Source organism: Herbidospora yilanensis, assembly GCF_001570565.1.
GTDB classification, from domain to species: Bacteria; Actinomycetota; Actinomycetes; order Streptosporangiales; family Streptosporangiaceae; genus Herbidospora; species Herbidospora yilanensis.
In genome coordinates this window covers 94,157-109,901 of sequence record NZ_BBXE01000038.1, presented here as the reverse complement: position 1 = coordinate 109,901, position 15,745 = coordinate 94,157, and the positions used below count along the sequence as shown (strand labels likewise).

The following is a 15,745-nucleotide window of genomic DNA, read 5'->3' as shown; positions in this document are numbered from 1 at the left end:
CGGGGTGATTGCCCGCCGGGCCACCGATGTCGTAGGGCGTCGTGATCCCCTCGTACGCCACGTGGAACTCCATGCCCTGGACGGCGTGGGCCAGGTCGTGGCAGTGGGACATCCACAACCCCGGGTTGTCGGCGGTCAGCGCGACCACCCAGACCTCGCCCGGTTCGACGTCGAAGGTGTCGACGAGCATCCCGTTGGCGGCGCGGCCGTCGCGGGACAGGACCTCGACGTGGTGGCCGTGGGGGTGCATCGGGTGCAGGTCGCCCGAACGGTTCACGATCGTGATCTTGACGCGTTCGCCCTCGCGCACGACCGGGGTCGGGATGTTCGGATAGCCCTTCCCGTTGACGGTGTGGGCCAGCCTCGGTACCCCGTCGACCATGGCGAACGTCTTGTCGAGCACCCAGACGATCTCCTGGTCGAACTCCCGGTCGAACTCCGCGCGCGGCTCGGGCAGGGCGCCGTAGCGGGTGACGTCGAGCGGCTCACCGGTCGCCGGGGCGGTCTGGCCGTTCAGGGCCAGGCCCGGATGGCCCTCGACGCTCAGCATGACCGGGCCGTCGGGCATGGTGAAGGCCAGGTCGTAGCGGCCCCCGGCGGCCAGCTTGACGCGCCGGTCTCTCAGCGGCGTGGCGCCGGCGACGTCGCGGGCGTCGACCGACCGCAGCAGGAAGTCCACGCCCGACAGGCCCAGGGTGACCGGCGTGCTGTTCGTGTCGGCGATCCGCAGCCGGACCGGGGTGCCGGGCGGGATGTCGGCCGTGACCTGCCGGTCGGTGGGCGGCCGGTCGTCGAAGGTCAGGGTCTGGACGTTGCCGTAGGAGTGGATCGCCACCGTGTGGTCGCCGTCGGCGGGTTCCACGATCAGCAGCCCGAACAGGCCCTTCGCCACGGCGACGCTGGAGTTCTGGTGGGAGTGATACCAGTACGTGCCGGGGTCGTCGGCCTTGAAGCGGTAGACGTGCTCGCCCCCGGGCCTGACGGCGTCCTGGGTGACGCCGGGCACGCCGTCCTCGCCGGCGGGCAGGTCGTAGCCGTGCCAGTGGATCGTCACGCCCTGGTCGCCGGGCAGTTCGTTGCGCAGCGTCACCTCCAGCGTCTCGCCCTGCCTGACCCGTAGCGTCGGGCCGGGGTTCTGGCCGTTGAACGACCAGGTCTCCACGGTCCGGCCGCCGACGGTCAGGCTCGACGGCTTCGCCGTCAGGGTGTATTCGCGGGCGTCCGGGTCGGCGGGGCCGCGCAGGGTGGCGACGGAGACGCCGCCGGCGGCCGTGTCGTGGCCCGCGTGCATCGGCGTGCCGGAGAGGCTGCCGGTGACCGCCCACACGATGCCGGTCAGCGCCACCGCGAACCCGGCGATCCGCCTCCGGTCGCCGCCTCCGCCCGCGACCAGCCGCCACGCCAGTGCCGCCGCGCCGCCCCCGACGAGCATCACGACCAGCGCCGACGACAGGGTCACCGGGTAGGAGACGATCACGTCGCAGGCAACCCCGATGATGGCGCCGATGGCGGTGAGGATCAGCGGGTAGGCCTTCTTCGGGTCCCGGTCCCGCCGCAGGAGCGCCGGGACGGTGGTCGTGAGGGCGTACACCATCGGGACCAGCAGCAGAGGCAGGGCCAGCAGCACCTTCTCGGCGACGAACCACCACCCCGCCTGCATGAGCCGCACCGTGAGCACCACCCGCACCCCGCTCACGACGACCGCCCCGGCGCTCAGCGCCAGGGCGGCCAGGTGGAACCGAGGGTCGTGCGGCGGCCGGAACGCGGCGAACGCGAAACCGGCCGCGGCGGCCCACACCACGGCGGCGACGACCACCACGATCTGGTCGAGGCCGCCGGCGAGCGCGGTGGTCACGCGACGGCGGCCTGGGGCGCGGACGCCGCGGCCTTGGTGAGGTCGCGGGCCTTCTTCATCAGCACGACCGACGCCCACAGGATCGCCACGCCGTCGAGGGCGTGGAAACCGAGCACGACCAGGCTCGCGGTGCTGGTGCTGTTCTCCTCGGCGCCGAGCATCGCGGCGAGCTCGAAGATCACGAACAACTGGACGACGACCAGCAGCAGCGGCGTGATCGACAGCAGGATGAGACGGCCCCCGGCCTTGGCGATCGCCGCCACGATCGTGGTCAGGATCGACAGGAGCGGGAGGACCATCGTGCCGTTGAGGATGTGCGGCATGATCGCGGCGTCCTCGGCGCCGAAGGCGGGCGTGGGCCGCTCGAAGGCGCCGAACGTCGCGAAGTAGAACTGGGCGATCACGGAGATGAACATGATCACCGTGAAGCCGAAGAAGACCTTACGCATATGGGATCCCCCAGACAGAGTGGTGTCGCTGGCGCCAACTGTGGGCCAAAGGGTGTCCCGAGCACATGGGACCGGCGTCCTGAACGCCCGGGATCGCGGCCTTCTGCGATCCTGGCCCCGCTCTGCCGAGGCGGCTTGAGTATCCCCCTACTCCATCGCCAGCGCCACCACGGCCCCGACGCCGCAGAGCACCGCCGTGATGAGGAAGATCTCCGAGTATTCGGTGTGCAGGGCCGCCTGCACCGCCTGGGTGTAGACGTCGAGCTGCTTCTGGTACGTCTCGGGCGACACCCCGAACGGCAGGGGGGTGTCGAGGTCGGCGGTGAGGGTCTGGAACCGGTGGAACCCGTAGGCCGACAGCGCCGCCACGCCGAGCAGCATGCCCATCATGCGGGCGACCACGACGGCGGCCGAGGCGACGCCGTGCTGGACGGCCGGGATGGTCGTGAGGATGGCCGAGCTGACCGGCGCGATCACCAGCCCCAGGCCGAGCCCGGCGACGACGAGGTCGACGTCCATCGACGACCCGCCCGGCACGACCGGCCACCGGCTGATCAGGACGTAACCGGCGGTCGCGACGACCATGCCCGCCACGGTGACCGGCCGTTCGCCGAACCGGCGCGCCAGCGTGCCCCCCGCGAACGCCGCGACGGCGAGCGCGACCAGGAACCGCGTGAGCACCAGCGCCCCGCCGGTCGCGTCGGCGCCGAGCAGCGTCTGCGCCACCAGTTGCACGTCGACCAGCGTCACCAGCAGCGCCGCCCCCGCCAGGAAGCTGACGCCCAGCGTCGCGAAGACGGGCCGTTTGCGGATGCCGGTGAGGTCGAGGATGCGCGTGCGCGTCCGCAACTCCCAGACGACGAACACGACCAGGACGACCGCCCCCGCCACGACGGCCGGGAGCCCCCACGAGGGGAGCACCCGCTCGCCCGGTTCGGGGTTGTAGAGCCCCGCCACGAGCAGCCCGAGTCCCAGGGCCAGCAGCACCCCGCCCGGCACGTCGACCCTGGTGGCGGTCCGGGTTCCGGCCGGTACGTAGCGGTGCACCGCCACCGCCGCCAGCGCGGTCAGCGGGAGGTTGACCCAGAAGATCGTGCGCCACCCGTCGAGGAACCCGACCTGCACCACCGCGAGCCCCGCCCCGTAGAGGGGCCCCAGGACCGCCCCGAGCTCCTGCGCCGCCCCCACCGCGCCGAGGGCGGTGGGCCGCCTGCGGGCGTCCCAGAGGTCGCCGATGAGCGCCATGGTGATCGGCAGCAGCGCCCCGCCCGCGACGCCCTGGACCGCCCGCCCGGCGGTGAGCAGCGGGACGGAGCCCGCCAGCGCCGTGATGAGGGACCCGAGGGCGAACCCCGCCAGGCAGACCTGGATGACCGCCCGCCGCCCGAACCGGTCGGAGAACTGCCCGAGGAGGGGCATCGCGGCGACATAGCCGAGCAGGAAGCCGGTGACCACGGGGGTGACCCGCTCCAGCCGGTTGACGGGCACGTTCGCCGAGGCCGCGATGTCGACCAGAACGGTGACGACGACATAGGCGTCGAGCGCGGCCAGCAGCACGGCGGCCCCGGTGACCCCGAGGACGACCCGCCGGTTCGACCGAGCCGAAACGACCCGGGACTCCTCCTCCACAGACTCCACGAGGCCGAGATTAACCGCTGAAACAGACGGCCACGCACGCCTCGTCGTCCAGAGTCAGACCGCCGGGGCCTCGATCGTCACCGGGGCGTCGTAGTCGGTGAGGGCGACCTTGACCGTGCCGCCGTTCAGGGGCAGGTCGATGGCCGTCACGCGGCTCGTCGCCTTGTCGATCATCAGGGTTCCCGGCTGGTCGCCCGTCACGCCGGGGACGATCTTCTTCAGCGGGTCGCCCGGCAGGGTCACCTTGACCGTGTAGACCCCGTTCTGCTCGCCCTCGATCGTCGCGCCCTTCGCCGACGACAACAGGGTCGGGACCGCCGTCACCACCGCGCTCGGGTCGTAGAGCGCCGCGAGCTGGGCCCTGGACATCGACTTCTGGAAGCCGCCCGTCGGGCCCTTGATGTAGACGGCGTCGCCCGCCAGGACGAACTCCAGCTCCTGGAGCGCTCCGATCATGATCTGGAGCTTGCCCTTGGCGTCGCCCTCGCGGGTCAGGTCGCCTTCGGCGGTCTTCACGGGGATCGGCGGGTCGCCCTCGGTCGTCAGGGAGAAGGCCACCGTCTTGACGGCGCTCATGGCCGCCGCCGACTTCTTCAGGACGTCGGGCGCCGCCGGGAGGCCGCCCTCGGTCGTCGAGGAGGAGCAGGCCGTGACGAAAGCCACCAAGGCCGCCAAGCACAGGATTCTTCTCACGCCAGGGATGCTAGCCCCCCGGGCGCTACCTCCCCTGGAGATGTGCCACGACGGGTGTGTAGATCTCTTCGACCTCCCGGATCTGGTCGGGGTTGAGCAGGTCGATGAAGTGGGCGCGCACCCCGGCCACGTGGTCGGGGGCGACGCGTTCGATCGTGTGGTAGCCGTGGAGGGTAAGGACGGCGAACGTTCCACGGCGGTCGTCTTCGCACAGTTCCCTGGTCACCAGGCCCGCCTGCTCCATGCGGGAGATCTGGTGGGACAGGCGGCTGCGCGACTGGACCGTCGCGTCGGCCAGGTCGCTCATCCGCATCCGGTGGTCGGGGCTCTCCGACAGGTTGACCAGGATCTCGTAGTCGTTGAACGACAGCCCGTGTTCCTGCAACTCGCGGTCGAGGCGGTGGGTGAGGAGCCGGTGGGCCGTCAGATGGGCCCTCCACGCTCTCTGCTCGTCGGCCGTCAGCCAGCGGGGGTCTGCCATCCCACCAGTCTAAAGATCGTCTGTCACCGTCGTACACGGGAGCATGACACGATGTCGAACATGAACGACAAAACCGGTGGCGGTGACTCCCTTCTCACGGTCATCGTCGCAGGTGGGGCCAATCTCGCCATCGCGGTCGCCAAGTTGGTGGCGGGGTTGCTGAGCGGCTCGGCGTCCATGTTGTCGGAGGCCGCCCACAGCGCCGCCGACACGGTGACCGAGGTTCTGCTCTTCACCGCGATCAAGCGGGGCGAGCGGCCCGCCGACCGGCGGCATCCTCTCGGCTACGGCAACTCCGCGTTTCTCTGGGCGTTGGTCGCGGCCTGCTTCACCCTCGTGGTCGGGGCCGGGTTCTCGATCACCCACGGGTTCCACACCATCTTCGACGGCGAGGAGCTGACCGGCTTCACCGTCTCCTACGTCGTGCTCGCGGTGTCGTTCGTGCTTGAGGGCGTCTCGATGTTCCAGGGGCTGCGGCAACTGCGCACGTCGGCCACGCGGTGGGAGACGCGGCCGTTCGCGCTGCTCAGACGGACCTCCGACACGATGCTGAAGGCCGTGGTGCTGGAGGACGGCGCGGCGCTGACCGGCATCCTGATCGCGTTCGGCGGGCTCGGCATGACCCAGCTCACCGGGAACACCGCATGGGACGGCGCGGGGTCGGTCGCCATCGGCCTGCTGCTGCTGTTCGTGGCGGTCACCCTGATCAGGGCCAACGCCAGCCTGCTGCTGAACCGGTCGGCGTCGGTCGCGCTGGAGCGGCGCATCCTCGCCCACCTGGAGGTGCGGCCCGAGATCGAGCGGGTGATCGAGCTGCTGACCGTGGTCATCGGGCCCAACCGGATCCTGGTCGCGGCCCGCGTCGACTTCGTCGACGAGGCGACCGGGGCGGCGCTCGAATCGGCCTCTGCCGAGGTGGAGCGGCGGCTGCGGCGCGACTTCCCGGAGATCCGCGAGGTGTTCCTCGACCCGACCTCCTCGGCGGAAGACCGGTTCTAGCCGCCGATGATCTGGAGCTCGCCGGGCTCGTCGAAGATCGCGGTGGCGATCACGGTCCCGGCCGTCCACTCGACCAGGTGACGGCCTTCCCATTCGTGTGCGTGCCCCTCGAACGGCACCTTCGACAGATCGGCCTCCCGCAACCGGTCGAGGGCCAGCTCACCCCGCTTGACCAGTGCCTCCTTGCGCACCCACTGGCGGATCAGCCGCCGGTTGTCCATCCCGACCAGCCCGGCCTCGGCCGGGGTGAGGGCCAGCGCGACCAGGTTCTCGTCGGCCTGCCCGCCGGTCGCGTGCTCGGCGTCGACGCCGACCTTCCCGGACCCCGCGGCGGCGGTGACGTACCCGGCGGTGTGGGCGAGGCTGACCGACAACCCGGGGGCCTCGGTGATGAAGGGGCGGCCATGAGGCCGACCGCAGCGGTCGCAACGCTGTTCGAGGGTGAGCACGCACGAGCGCACGTCGAGGATCTTCGCCGCGCAGTAACGGACCAGCAGGTGGGCGGCCACGAAATCGAGCCGGTCCTGCTCCCGGGTGAACCGGTCGGCGCGGGCCCGCTCGGTCTCCGTGAGCGTCCCGCCGACGGCGTCCAGGACTTCGTCGGTGTAACCGGCGACGGCCAGAGGGGCGCGCATCACCTCAGCGTATTGGAGGTATATGTCGATCAAGTGAACTACGGGGGGTAAGCAATGAGCCGTTCGAAATGTCTGGTTGTGCTGGTGGGAGCCGCTATGGGGGCGGCGCCGGCGGCCGCCGCGCACGCCGACCGAGGGCCGCACAAGGTCACGCACCGTCACCAGGCGGACGTCCCGAAACCGGGCACGACGAGCGCGGCGAACCGGCGGCTGCAGAAGGATCTGTCCGCTCTGGGGTACTTCACCGGACCGTGGAACGGCTACTACGGGCCCGACATGGCGCAGGCGATGTTCGCCGTCCAGAAGGTCAACGGGCTCAGGACGACCGCCCGCTGGAACGAGGAGGTCGACCGCAGGATCCGGCGGGGCTGGGTGCCCGTCGCGCGCAGCACCAGCGGGGACCTCGTCGAGGTTGATCTCGGGCGGCAGCTCCTGATGGTCGTCAGGGGCGGCAAGGTGGTGAAGGTCTTCAACACCTCCGGCGGGAACGGCAAGCCGTACGGCGGCGGCAAGATCGCCACCACGCCCCGGGGCGTGTTCACCGTGCAGCGGCAGGTGAACAAGATGGAGAAGTCCCCGCTGGGGGTGCTCTACCGGCCCAAGTACTTCCACGGCGGCTACGCCATCCACGGGTCGGCGTACGTCCCGCCGAAGCCGGCCTCGCACGGGTGCGTCCGGGTGTCGTACGAGGCCATGAACTGGTTGTGGAAGTCCGGCAGCCTGCCGATCGGCGGGAGGGTGTGGATCTACTGACGGCCTTCCAGCCACGCCTCGATCCCGGTGGACGAGCGGGGGAGCGCGCCGGACATCAGGCGGGCCCCGTCGGCGGTGATCACCAGGTCGTCCTCGATCCGCACCCCGATCCCGCGCAGCTCCGGCGGCAGCGTCAGGTCGTCGGGCTGCAGGTAGAGGCCGGGTTCGACGGTCAGCACCATGCCCTCTTCGAGCACGCCGTCGAGGTAGGTCCCGGCCCTGGCCTTCGCGCAGTCGTGCACGTCCAGGCCCAGCATGTGGCCGCTGCTGCACAGGGTGTAGCGGCGGTAGAGCCCCGTCTCGAAGTCGGACTTCAGGCCCCACCCGGCCAGGCCGTCGGCGATCACGCGCATCGCGGCCAGGTGGAAATCGCGGAAGCGGGCCCCCGGCCGCAGGGTGGCGATGGCGGCGTTCTGGGCGTCGTACACGAGGTCGTAGACCTGGCGCTGGACCGGTGAGAACCGGCCCGACAGCGGGAAGGTGCGGGTGACGTCGGCGGTGTAGAGGCCGTCGGTCTCCACGCCCGCGTCGAGGAGCAGCAGGTCGGCCGGGTCCAGGGGGCCGTCGTTGCGGATCCAGTGGAGCACGCACGCGTGCGCGCCCGAGGCCACGATCGAGTCGTAACCCGTCGCGTTGCCCTCCAGCCGCGACCGCAGGCCGAAGATGCCCTCGACGTAGCGCTCGCCCCGGGGGTGCCCGAGCGCCCGGGGGAGGGCGCGGACGACGTCCTCGAAGCCCCGCGTGGTCGCGTCGACGGCGTGCTGGAGCTCGGCGATCTCGTGCTCGTCCTTGATCAGCCGCATCTCCGACAGGTACGACGTGAGCTCGGCGTCCTGGTCGAGGGTGCGCCCACCCGGGCGGAAGTCGTCGATGTGGGCGGTCTCCAGGCCGTACAGGGAAGCGGCCTCCCGGAGATCGGGGCGGCGGCCGACCCAGAACTCCCCGAACCGCCGGTCGCGGTAGAACTCCTCACCCTGGGAGCGGGGCGAGCGGGGCCGCAGGTAGAGCACGGCCTCGCCGGACGGCTCGATGACCAGCACGTCGGCGGGCTCCCGCGCGCCGGTCAGATAGGCGTAGGCGCTGTGGGCCCGGAACCGGTAGTCGCTGTCGTTGCTGCGGACCTTCAGGTCGCCGGCCGGGATCACCAGCCGCTCACCCGGGAACCGCTGGGCCAGCCTGGCCCTCCTCTTCCGCGTGTACGCCGCCACGGGCACCTGCGGCAGGTCGTCCTGACCTGTGTCGGCCCAGCCCGTCGTCATGAACGCGGCCAGCTCCGGCGTGATCGGGAGGTCATGGGAACCGGTGTTCTCGGTCGTCATGACGACGCATGGTATTTCACATTCCACCAGCACATTAAGAGTGATTTCGGGGAATGTGAAAAATCCGGCCCCGCTCTTGACGCAGCGTCACCACAAGTTGTTGCCTGAGGAGACAAGCAGAAGGGTGGTGTCGATTGCTCATCGGGACGATCGTGCAGGGAAAGGGCGCCCACGTGGTGACCGTTCCCCCGGATGCCACTGTGACCGACCTGCTCAGCCTGCTGGCCGAGCACAACATCGGCGCCGTGGTCGTCTCCGCCGACGGCCACGCGATCGCGGGCATCGTGTCGGAGCGGGACATCGTCCGGCACCTGCACATGCGAGGCGGAGCGGTGCTCAGCGAGCCCGTCTCCAGCATCATGACGGTCGAGGTCCGCACCTGCGGCCCCGACGAGAACGTTGAAGATCTACGCAAGACCATGACCGTTCACCGCTTCCGGCACGTTCCGGTCGTCCAGGACGGACGCCTCATCGGCATCGTCAGCATCGGCGACGTCGTCAAGAGCGCGATCGAGGAACTGGAGACCGAGCGCGCCCACCTCGTCGGCTATCTGCACGGCTGACCTCCTGGGAACACGGCCCGGCGGCAGTCCCGCCGGGCCGTCGCCGTGCCACCGGACGGCGTCGCCGCCTGGTGTCCGCGGGTGGCCGCGACCTAGACTCCCGACCATGAAGCTGAAGCTGGACCTGCACGACATCTTCAACAAGGGCGACCAGATCGACCGGGCCCTGCGCGGGATCATCCAGGAGGCCATCGACAAGAAGGCGACCGAGGTCGAGATCATCCCCGGGAAGGGATCGGGCCAGCTCAAGAAGAAGGTGCTGCGGTTCCTCGACCAGAAGGAGATCAAGGCGCTTTATCACCGGATCGACAAGGACGCGAAGAACCACGGCCGGTTGTTCGTGTACTTCCGGCACAACAAGTGATCGACCTGATCGTCGTCCGCACCGTCACCGACCCCGACTCGGCGCAGCCGGGGCCCGGTAGCCCGGGACAGACGGCCATCTGACCGTCAGGACCACCGACTCCTCCTCGGCGACCCACGAGTGGTCGACCCCGTGCCCCCACACCAGGTAGTCGCCCTGCTTCTCCAGCACCACGCTCCGGCCGGGCAGTTCCATGCGGAAGCGGCCGCTGATCAGGACGATCATCGCCGTGCGGGACTCGCCCCTCACCCACTGGGTGCGTTCTTCGCCCGCCGGGTGGACGCCCCACTTGATCTCGACCTCGTCGCTGTGCCGGGCGTCTCCGGTGGGCCGGAAGTGGCCGAGCAGCCAGCCTCGGTCGAGCAGCGCGTCGGCGTTCGCGTTGCCTACGTACACCCGTTCTGTCACGAGCGGCGAGGTTAGCAGAGTTTGCCGATCGTCCTGGCCTCCTCGGCGGCGGCCACGACCGCGTCGAGCGGGGCGCCGGTTCCGGCGGTGACCAGGGCGTTGACGGCGCCCTCGACGAAGGGGGCGTCGGCCAGCACCACATCGGCGCGGTCTTCGACGAAGGCGCGGGCGGTGAGGACGGCGCTGCCCAGGTCCATGATGAGGACCACGCCGTCGCCCTGGTCGACCTCGGCGACGGCCTCCTCCAGCTTGGTCAGGCTGGTGCCCAGGTCGCCGTCTTCGGTGCCGCCCGCCGGGCGGATCGGGGCGTCCTCGCCGGCGATGCCGACGGCCAGGGCCGCCGCCTCCTCGGCCAGGCCGGCGCTGTGGGAGACCAGCACGATGCCGACCATCAGGCGGCCCTCAGCGCGTCGATCACGATCGCCATGGACGTCGCGCCGGGGTCTTGATGGCCGATGCTGCGTTCGCCCAGGTAGCTGGCGCGGCCCTTGCGGGCGAGCAGCGGCGTCGTCGCCCGCGCGCCGTCGAGGGCGGCCCGCGCCGCGGCGTCGAAGGAGGTTCTCATCTCCGGTATGGCCGGAGCCAGCGCGTCGATCATCGTCTTGTCGCCTTCCTGGGCCGAGCCCAGCTTCATGACGGCGGCCAGGCCCTGCGCGAACGCCTCGGCCAGCGCCTCCCGGCTGACCTCGGCCACGTCGCCGACCGAACGGCCGAGAGTGCGGAAGAGAGTGCCGTACAGAGGACCGGAGGCCCCGCCGACCTTGCGGATCAGGGTCGTGCCCGTGGTCGTCAGCACGTCTGCGGGGGTCTCGGGAGATCGGCCCGCCAGGGCCTCCTCGACGGCGGTGAAGCCCCGGTCGAGGTTGACCCCGTGGTCGGCGTCGCCGATCGCGCGGTCGAGGTCGGTCAGGTGGTCGCGCTCGGCGCGGACCCGCTCGGTGACGACCGCGATCCAGCGCAGGAAGAAGGCCGTGTCCATCAGCGCCCCCACCGCAGGCCCGGGGTCTCCACCGGGTGGTCCCAGAGCGAGGTCAGCTCCGCGTCGAGCAGGCAGGTCGTGATCGAGAACCCGGCCATGTCGAGGCTGGTCACGTAGTCGCCCACCAGGCACCGGGTGGCGGTCGCGCCCTTCTCCCGCAGGTACGCGTCCACCTCCCCATAGGCGACATAGAGCTCCATGAGGGGGGTCGCGCCCATGCCGTTCACCATCACCAGCACGTCGCCGGAGAACGGCAGGTCGGCGTTGAGGGCGTCCATGGCCAGGCGGACGAGCTCGCGGGCCTCCCGGTGGCGATCCCGCGAGCGGCCCGGTTCGCCGTGGATGCCGATGCCGAGTTCGATCTCGGTGGGCCCCAGGTCGAAGGTCGGCTTGCCGGCCGCCGGGACCGTGCACGCCGAGAACGCCACGCCGAACGAGCGGCTGCGGGCGTCGACCGTGCGGGCCATCGAGGCGACCGCCTCCAGGGGCGCGCCCTGTTCGGCCAGGGCGCCGGCCATCTTCTCCACGAACAGCGTCGCGCCGGTGCCGCGGCGGCCCGCCGTGTAGGTCGAGTCTTGGACGGCGACGTCGTCGTCGACCAGCACGCTCACCACGTGGGCGCCCTCTTCGGCGCACAGTTCGGCCGCCATCTCGAAGTTGAGCACGTCGCCGGTGTAGTTCTTGACGATGTGGAGCACTCCCGCGCCGCCGTCGACGGCCTTGGTGGCCTCGATCACCTGGTCCGGGACGGGCGAGGTGAAGACCTCTCCCGGGCAGGCGGCGTCGAGCATGCCGTAACCGACGAAGCCCGCGTGGAGCGGCTCATGGCCCGAGCCGCCGCCCGAGACCAGGCCGACCTTGCCCGGGGTGGGGCCGGCGGCGCGCAGCACGATCCGGTTCCCGACGTCGACACGCAGCGACGGATGGGCGGCGGCCATGCCCCTGAGCGTGTCGGGCACGACGTCGCCGACGGCGTTGATGAGTTTCTTCACGGGTGCCTCCACGGCGAGAGGGGAAGCCGTTCCTCACGGCTTCCCCTTCCCGGCGATCAGCGGGCGAACACCACGATGTTGTCGCGGTAGGAGCGCCGCGCGCGGTCGAAGACGCCGCCGCAGGTGATCAGCCTGAGCTGGGCGCCGCCGCCGGAGGCGTAGACGAGCCGGTCCGGGATGCCGTTCTTGGGATAGCGGGCGACCCGGTAGACCGTGAAGGTCACGCTCGACCCGTCCGCGCGGTCGACGGTGACCTTGTGGCCGGGCTTGAGTTCGCGCAGCCGGTAGAAGACCGCCGGGCCCGACGTCGAGTCGACGTGCGCGGCGATGACCGCCACGCCCTTCTCACCCGGCTCCGGGCCCGACCTGTGCCACCCCGCGACGTCGAACCGCTTCGGGGCGATGAGCTTGCCCTTCCCGTCCAGCCTCAACGGGATGATCTTGGAGTTGACCCTGATGGCCGGGATCCGGACCCGGGCCGGGTCCGCGACGTCCTCACTCGCGGCCGCGAGGGCCGCCCGCGCCGGCGGCGCGCCCTCCCCGGCGCACGCCGCGAGCAGCAGCGCACCGCCGAGGAAGGCGCCCGCCCTCATCGTGTACGCCCTCACGACCCGGCGCCCTGACGCCGCCGGGCCAGCACGATCAGACCGGTGACGGCACCCACGCCGGCCATCCCGGCGATGCCGAGCGGCACCCACGGGCTCGTGCCCTCCTCGGCCGAGACGAACCGCAGGTCGGCCGCGCCCCCCATGCCGGTGTCGACGCCGCCACTGGGGCGGTCGTCATCGTCGTCGTCCTGGGTGCCGCCGGAGCCGGTGTCCACGCCCCCGCGTGGCCGGTCGTCGTCGCGGTCGTCGTCGCGGTCGTCATCGTCGTCGGACGCGCCGCCCTTGCCGGTCTCCACACCGCCGCTGGGGCGTTCGTCGTCGTCGGCTCCGCCTCGGTCGTCATCGTCGTCGGTGGCGGTGGTGGTCCACACGGGGGCCGCGTGGGCGGTGGACGGGAGGGCGGCGGTGGTGCAGCCCACGGTGGCGAAGGCGGCGAGGGCCAGGAGGGCCCGGCGTGCTTCGAGGTTCATCTCAGCTCCCTGTTCGGGGTCGTGTTCCGGTGCTGAGATCAGGGTTGTGAGCGGGGGTTGGGCCTCTCTGAGAGCCGGGTTAGAGCGGTCTCATCGGGCCTTGAGGCGGTAGCCGGTGCCGCGCACGGTCTCGATGCGGTCGGAGCCGATCTTGCGGCGCAGGTAGCGCACGTAGACGTCCACGACGTTGGAACCGGGGTCGAAGTCGAAGCCCCAGACCTGGCTGAGGAGTTGTTCCCGCGACAGGACCTGCTCCGGATGCCGGAAGAACGCCTCGGCCAGCGCGAACTCCCGCGTCGACAGGTCGATGGAGCGTTCCCCCGCGTGGGCGCGGCGGGTGCGCAGGTCGAGGGCCAGGTCGCCGACGCGCAGCACGGTCGCCTCGGGGGCGCGTTCGGCGCGCAGCCGCAGCCGGACGCGGGCCAGCAGCTCCTCGAACGCGAACGGCTTGGCGATGTAGTCGTCGGCGCCGCCCTCCAGGCCCGCGACCGTGTCGCCGACGCTGTCGCGGGCGGTCAGGATGATCACGGGGATCTCGGCGCGGGCCGCCCGCAGGCGGCGTAAGACGGTGAAGCCGTCGCTCAGCGGCAGGCCGAGGTCGAGGATCATCAGGTCGTAGTGGCCCGCCCTGGCGTGCTCGTAGGCGGCCAGGCCGTCGGTCACCACGGTGGTGACGAATCCGCTGGCCCGCAGGCCCTTCTCCAGGAACGCGGCGATGCGGTCCTCGTCTTCGGCGATCAGGATGTTGTTCACGCCATCTCCACTTTCTCCGCCACCATCGGAAACGTCAGGACGAACTGGGCGCCCCCGCCGGGCGCGTCCATCACGAACACCCGGCCGTCGTGCGCCTCGGCGATCGACCGCACGATCGACAGGCCGAGGCCCGAGCCCTCACCGGCGATGCGCGCGCGTTCGAACCGCTGGAAGATGCGCTCGCGGTCGTCCACGGGCACCCCCGGGCCGCTGTCGCGCACCCACAACACGACCTGCCCGTCGCGGACCGCCGACCCGACCGCGACCAGGTCGCCCTCCTGCGTGTGCCGCACCGCGTTGGCGGTGAGCTGCATCAGCGCCTGGGTGAGCCGCTGCCGGTCGGCGATCGTGTACTCCTCGGCGACCTCGTCGACGCGCCACTTGCGGTCGGCCAGGCCGCGCGCGCGGGCCACCACGGCCACCGGGAGCTCGGCCAGCTCGACCGGCTCCAGGGTGAGGAAGTTGGGCTGGCCCGCCTTGGCGAGCGTCAGCAGGTCGTCGACCAGGCGGTTCATCCGGATCAGCTCGTCGTTGACGAGGGCCAGGGTGTCGCGCTGGTCGTGCGGGTCGTCGCCCATCAGCTCCAGGTGGCCCCGGATCACGGTGATGGGGGTGCGCAGTTCGTGGCCGGCGTCGTCGGCGAACCTGCGCTGCGCGGCGAAGGCCTGGTCGAGCCGGTCGAGCATGTGGTTGAAGGTCGCCGCCAGCGCCGCCACGTCGTCGTTGCCGGTGACCTCCAGCCGCCGGGTCAGGTCGGAGCTGTCGGAGATGGCCTCGGCGGTCTGGCGCACCAGCCGGATGGGGGCCAGCACCCGTCCGGCCACGAACCACCCGGCCGCGCCCGCGAGCGCCAGCGCCGCCAGGCCGGTGATCGCGAGCACCTGGACCGACGCCACGACCTCCTCGCGGTGGCGGTCGTAGAAGACGGCCACGACGAACTGCCCGACCGCCGGGTCGCCGGTGATCTGGACCGGTATCGCCGCGTAGCGCACCCGCCCGGCCGTGCTGTCGGTCCAGCCGGCCACCGGCCGTTCGGTGACGCGCGCGACCTTCCGCACGAGGTCCTCGTCGGCGTCGAGCGCGGCCGGGGGCCGGTCACCGCCGGGGATCGACTCGATGCGGCCGCCGACCACCGTGAAGTAGGTCTCCCACCGGTCGGGCGGGTTCACCGACAACCACCCGTCGAGCAGCGTCTTCACGCTGGCGGGCGGGCCGCCGGCGGTCTCGTTGGCGACGTGCCGGCGGAGCTTCTCGGTCTCGTTCTCCAGTTCGGCGCTGACGCGGGCGTCGAGGCGGCCGAGCAGGATGCTCCAGGTCGCCGACAACGACACCGACAGGGCGAGTGCCACCAGGAAGAGCATCCAGCCCACGATCCGGGCACGGGCGCTCATCGGACCCCGCGATCAGTCGTCGTCACCGTCGTCATCGTCGTCGTCATCTCCGTCGTCGTCTCCGCCCTGCTTCGGGGGTGGCGGTCTGACCGGCTCGCCACGAGTCTTCTTCGCCGGGGACGTCGACGGGCGGGGCGTGGGTTCTTCGGCGGGGGCGGCCGTCTCGGACGGCTCGACCGTGACGACGACGGGGCCGCCCAACTGGGGGCCGTCGTCGCCGAACGCCGCGAAGACGCCGGACACGGCCAGCGCGGCGACCACCGCCCCGGCGATCAGCGACAACACCGACACCCTGCGACCCATGGCCCCAGTGTCGGGCCCTTTCGGGAGAAGATCATGGGAGCACGATGAGAAGACTCTCATCTTCCCCGTGTCGCCGAACCTGTAGGAAGATC

Annotated in this window: 20 protein-coding genes; 4 read left to right on the top strand and 16 right to left on the bottom strand. The window is 71.2% G+C overall.

What is annotated here, in order from left to right:
* The 5 genes from AW273_RS29805 to AW273_RS29785 form a co-directional block, all read right to left on the bottom strand.
* Positions 1-1,855, bottom strand: a 1,855-nt coding sequence (locus tag AW273_RS29805) for a multicopper oxidase family protein (protein ID WP_062355314.1), incomplete at its 3' end; no start/stop codon positions are given.
* Positions 1,852-2,304 (bottom strand): DUF6220 domain-containing protein, encoded by a 453-nt coding sequence (locus tag AW273_RS29800; protein ID WP_062355310.1) that lies wholly within the window; start codon positions 2,302-2,304, stop codon positions 1,852-1,854. The genes AW273_RS29805 and AW273_RS29800, both read right to left, overlap by 4 nt.
* 147 nt (positions 2,305-2,451) lie before the next feature.
* The gene (locus AW273_RS29795; RefSeq protein WP_232327665.1) at positions 2,452-3,942 is read right to left on the bottom strand and encodes an MFS transporter; all 1,491 of its coding nucleotides are present in this window, start codon (positions 3,940-3,942) and stop codon (positions 2,452-2,454) included.
* Between the two features lie 54 nt (positions 3,943-3,996).
* Positions 3,997-4,635 carry an LppX_LprAFG lipoprotein gene (locus tag AW273_RS29790; protein ID WP_062355303.1) on the bottom strand — a complete coding sequence of 213 codons (639 nt, stop codon included), beginning with the start codon at positions 4,633-4,635 and terminating at the stop codon, positions 3,997-3,999.
* Between the two features lie 25 nt (positions 4,636-4,660).
* Positions 4,661-5,116, bottom strand: a complete 456-nt coding sequence (locus tag AW273_RS29785; RefSeq protein ID WP_062355300.1) for a MarR family winged helix-turn-helix transcriptional regulator — start codon at positions 5,114-5,116, stop codon at positions 4,661-4,663.
* A 60-nt stretch (positions 5,117-5,176) separates the two neighbouring features.
* On the opposite strand from AW273_RS29785, the gene AW273_RS29780 reads away from it, so the two are divergent.
* Positions 5,177-6,115: a cation diffusion facilitator family transporter gene (locus tag AW273_RS29780; protein WP_062355336.1), complete on the top strand. Its 939-nt coding sequence runs from the start codon at positions 5,177-5,179 to the stop codon at positions 6,113-6,115.
* Here AW273_RS29780 and AW273_RS29775 read toward each other — a convergent pair.
* Positions 6,112-6,750: a 4'-phosphopantetheinyl transferase family protein gene (locus AW273_RS29775; RefSeq protein ID WP_062355297.1), complete on the bottom strand. Its 639-nt coding sequence runs from the start codon at positions 6,748-6,750 to the stop codon at positions 6,112-6,114. The two genes, AW273_RS29780 and AW273_RS29775, sit on opposite strands and share 4 nt — an antisense overlap.
* Before the next feature lie 96 nt (positions 6,751-6,846).
* Here AW273_RS29775 and AW273_RS29770 point away from each other — a divergent pair, with 96 nt between their 5' ends.
* Positions 6,847-7,503: a L,D-transpeptidase family protein gene (locus AW273_RS29770; protein ID WP_062355294.1), complete on the top strand. Its 657-nt coding sequence runs from the start codon at positions 6,847-6,849 to the stop codon at positions 7,501-7,503.
* Here the strand turns inward: AW273_RS29770 and AW273_RS29765 are convergent.
* Positions 7,497-8,822 (bottom strand): aminopeptidase P family protein, encoded by a 1,326-nt coding sequence (locus AW273_RS29765; protein ID WP_062355291.1) that lies wholly within the window; start codon positions 8,820-8,822, stop codon positions 7,497-7,499. The two genes, AW273_RS29770 and AW273_RS29765, sit on opposite strands and share 7 nt — an antisense overlap.
* A 134-nt stretch (positions 8,823-8,956) precedes the next feature.
* On the opposite strand from AW273_RS29765, the gene AW273_RS29760 reads away from it, so the two are divergent.
* Positions 8,957-9,385, top strand: a complete 429-nt coding sequence (locus AW273_RS29760; RefSeq protein ID WP_062355288.1) for a CBS domain-containing protein — start codon at positions 8,957-8,959, stop codon at positions 9,383-9,385.
* A 106-nt stretch (positions 9,386-9,491) separates the two neighbouring features.
* Positions 9,492-9,749, top strand: coding sequence for a Smr/MutS family protein (locus AW273_RS29755; RefSeq protein ID WP_062330266.1), 258 nt, complete (start codon positions 9,492-9,494; stop codon positions 9,747-9,749).
* Between the two features lie 24 nt (positions 9,750-9,773).
* Here AW273_RS29755 and AW273_RS29750 read toward each other — a convergent pair whose 3' ends face one another.
* From AW273_RS29750 to AW273_RS29710, 9 genes are all read right to left on the bottom strand, one after another.
* Complete coding sequence (locus AW273_RS29750) at positions 9,774-10,157, bottom strand: cupin domain-containing protein (RefSeq protein ID WP_062355285.1); 384 nt, start codon at positions 10,155-10,157, stop codon at positions 9,774-9,776.
* An 11-nt stretch (positions 10,158-10,168) separates the two neighbouring features.
* Positions 10,169-10,549 carry a dihydroxyacetone kinase phosphoryl donor subunit DhaM gene (dhaM, locus tag AW273_RS29745; RefSeq protein ID WP_062355283.1) on the bottom strand — a complete coding sequence of 127 codons (381 nt, stop codon included), beginning with the start codon at positions 10,547-10,549 and terminating at the stop codon, positions 10,169-10,171.
* Positions 10,549-11,136, bottom strand: a complete 588-nt coding sequence (gene dhaL, locus AW273_RS29740; RefSeq protein WP_198168427.1) for a dihydroxyacetone kinase subunit DhaL — start codon at positions 11,134-11,136, stop codon at positions 10,549-10,551. The genes dhaM and dhaL overlap by 1 nt, the downstream gene beginning before the upstream one ends.
* A complete protein-coding gene (gene dhaK / locus AW273_RS29735; protein WP_062355281.1) occupies positions 11,136-12,128 on the bottom strand; it encodes a dihydroxyacetone kinase subunit DhaK in 993 nt (330 codons plus the stop codon). The genes dhaL and dhaK overlap by 1 nt, the downstream gene beginning before the upstream one ends.
* Positions 12,129-12,184: 56 nt before the next feature.
* Positions 12,185-12,736, bottom strand: a complete 552-nt coding sequence (locus tag AW273_RS29730; RefSeq protein ID WP_198168426.1) for a class F sortase — start codon at positions 12,734-12,736, stop codon at positions 12,185-12,187.
* The gene (locus tag AW273_RS29725; protein ID WP_062355275.1) at positions 12,733-13,206 is read right to left on the bottom strand and encodes a hypothetical protein; all 474 of its coding nucleotides are present in this window, start codon (positions 13,204-13,206) and stop codon (positions 12,733-12,735) included. Before AW273_RS29725 ends, AW273_RS29730 begins: the two co-directional genes overlap by 4 nt.
* Before the next feature lie 90 nt (positions 13,207-13,296).
* A complete protein-coding gene (locus AW273_RS29720) occupies positions 13,297-13,959 on the bottom strand; it encodes a response regulator transcription factor (protein WP_062355273.1) in 663 nt (220 codons plus the stop codon).
* On the bottom strand, positions 13,956-15,350 hold the full coding sequence (locus tag AW273_RS29715; protein ID WP_062355270.1) for a sensor histidine kinase: 1,395 nt from the start codon (positions 15,348-15,350) through the stop codon (positions 13,956-13,958). Before AW273_RS29715 ends, AW273_RS29720 begins: the two co-directional genes overlap by 4 nt.
* Positions 15,351-15,362: 12 nt before the next feature.
* The gene (locus AW273_RS29710) at positions 15,363-15,653 is read right to left on the bottom strand and encodes a hypothetical protein (RefSeq protein WP_062355267.1); all 291 of its coding nucleotides are present in this window, start codon (positions 15,651-15,653) and stop codon (positions 15,363-15,365) included.
* Positions 15,654-15,745 lie beyond the last annotated feature (92 nt).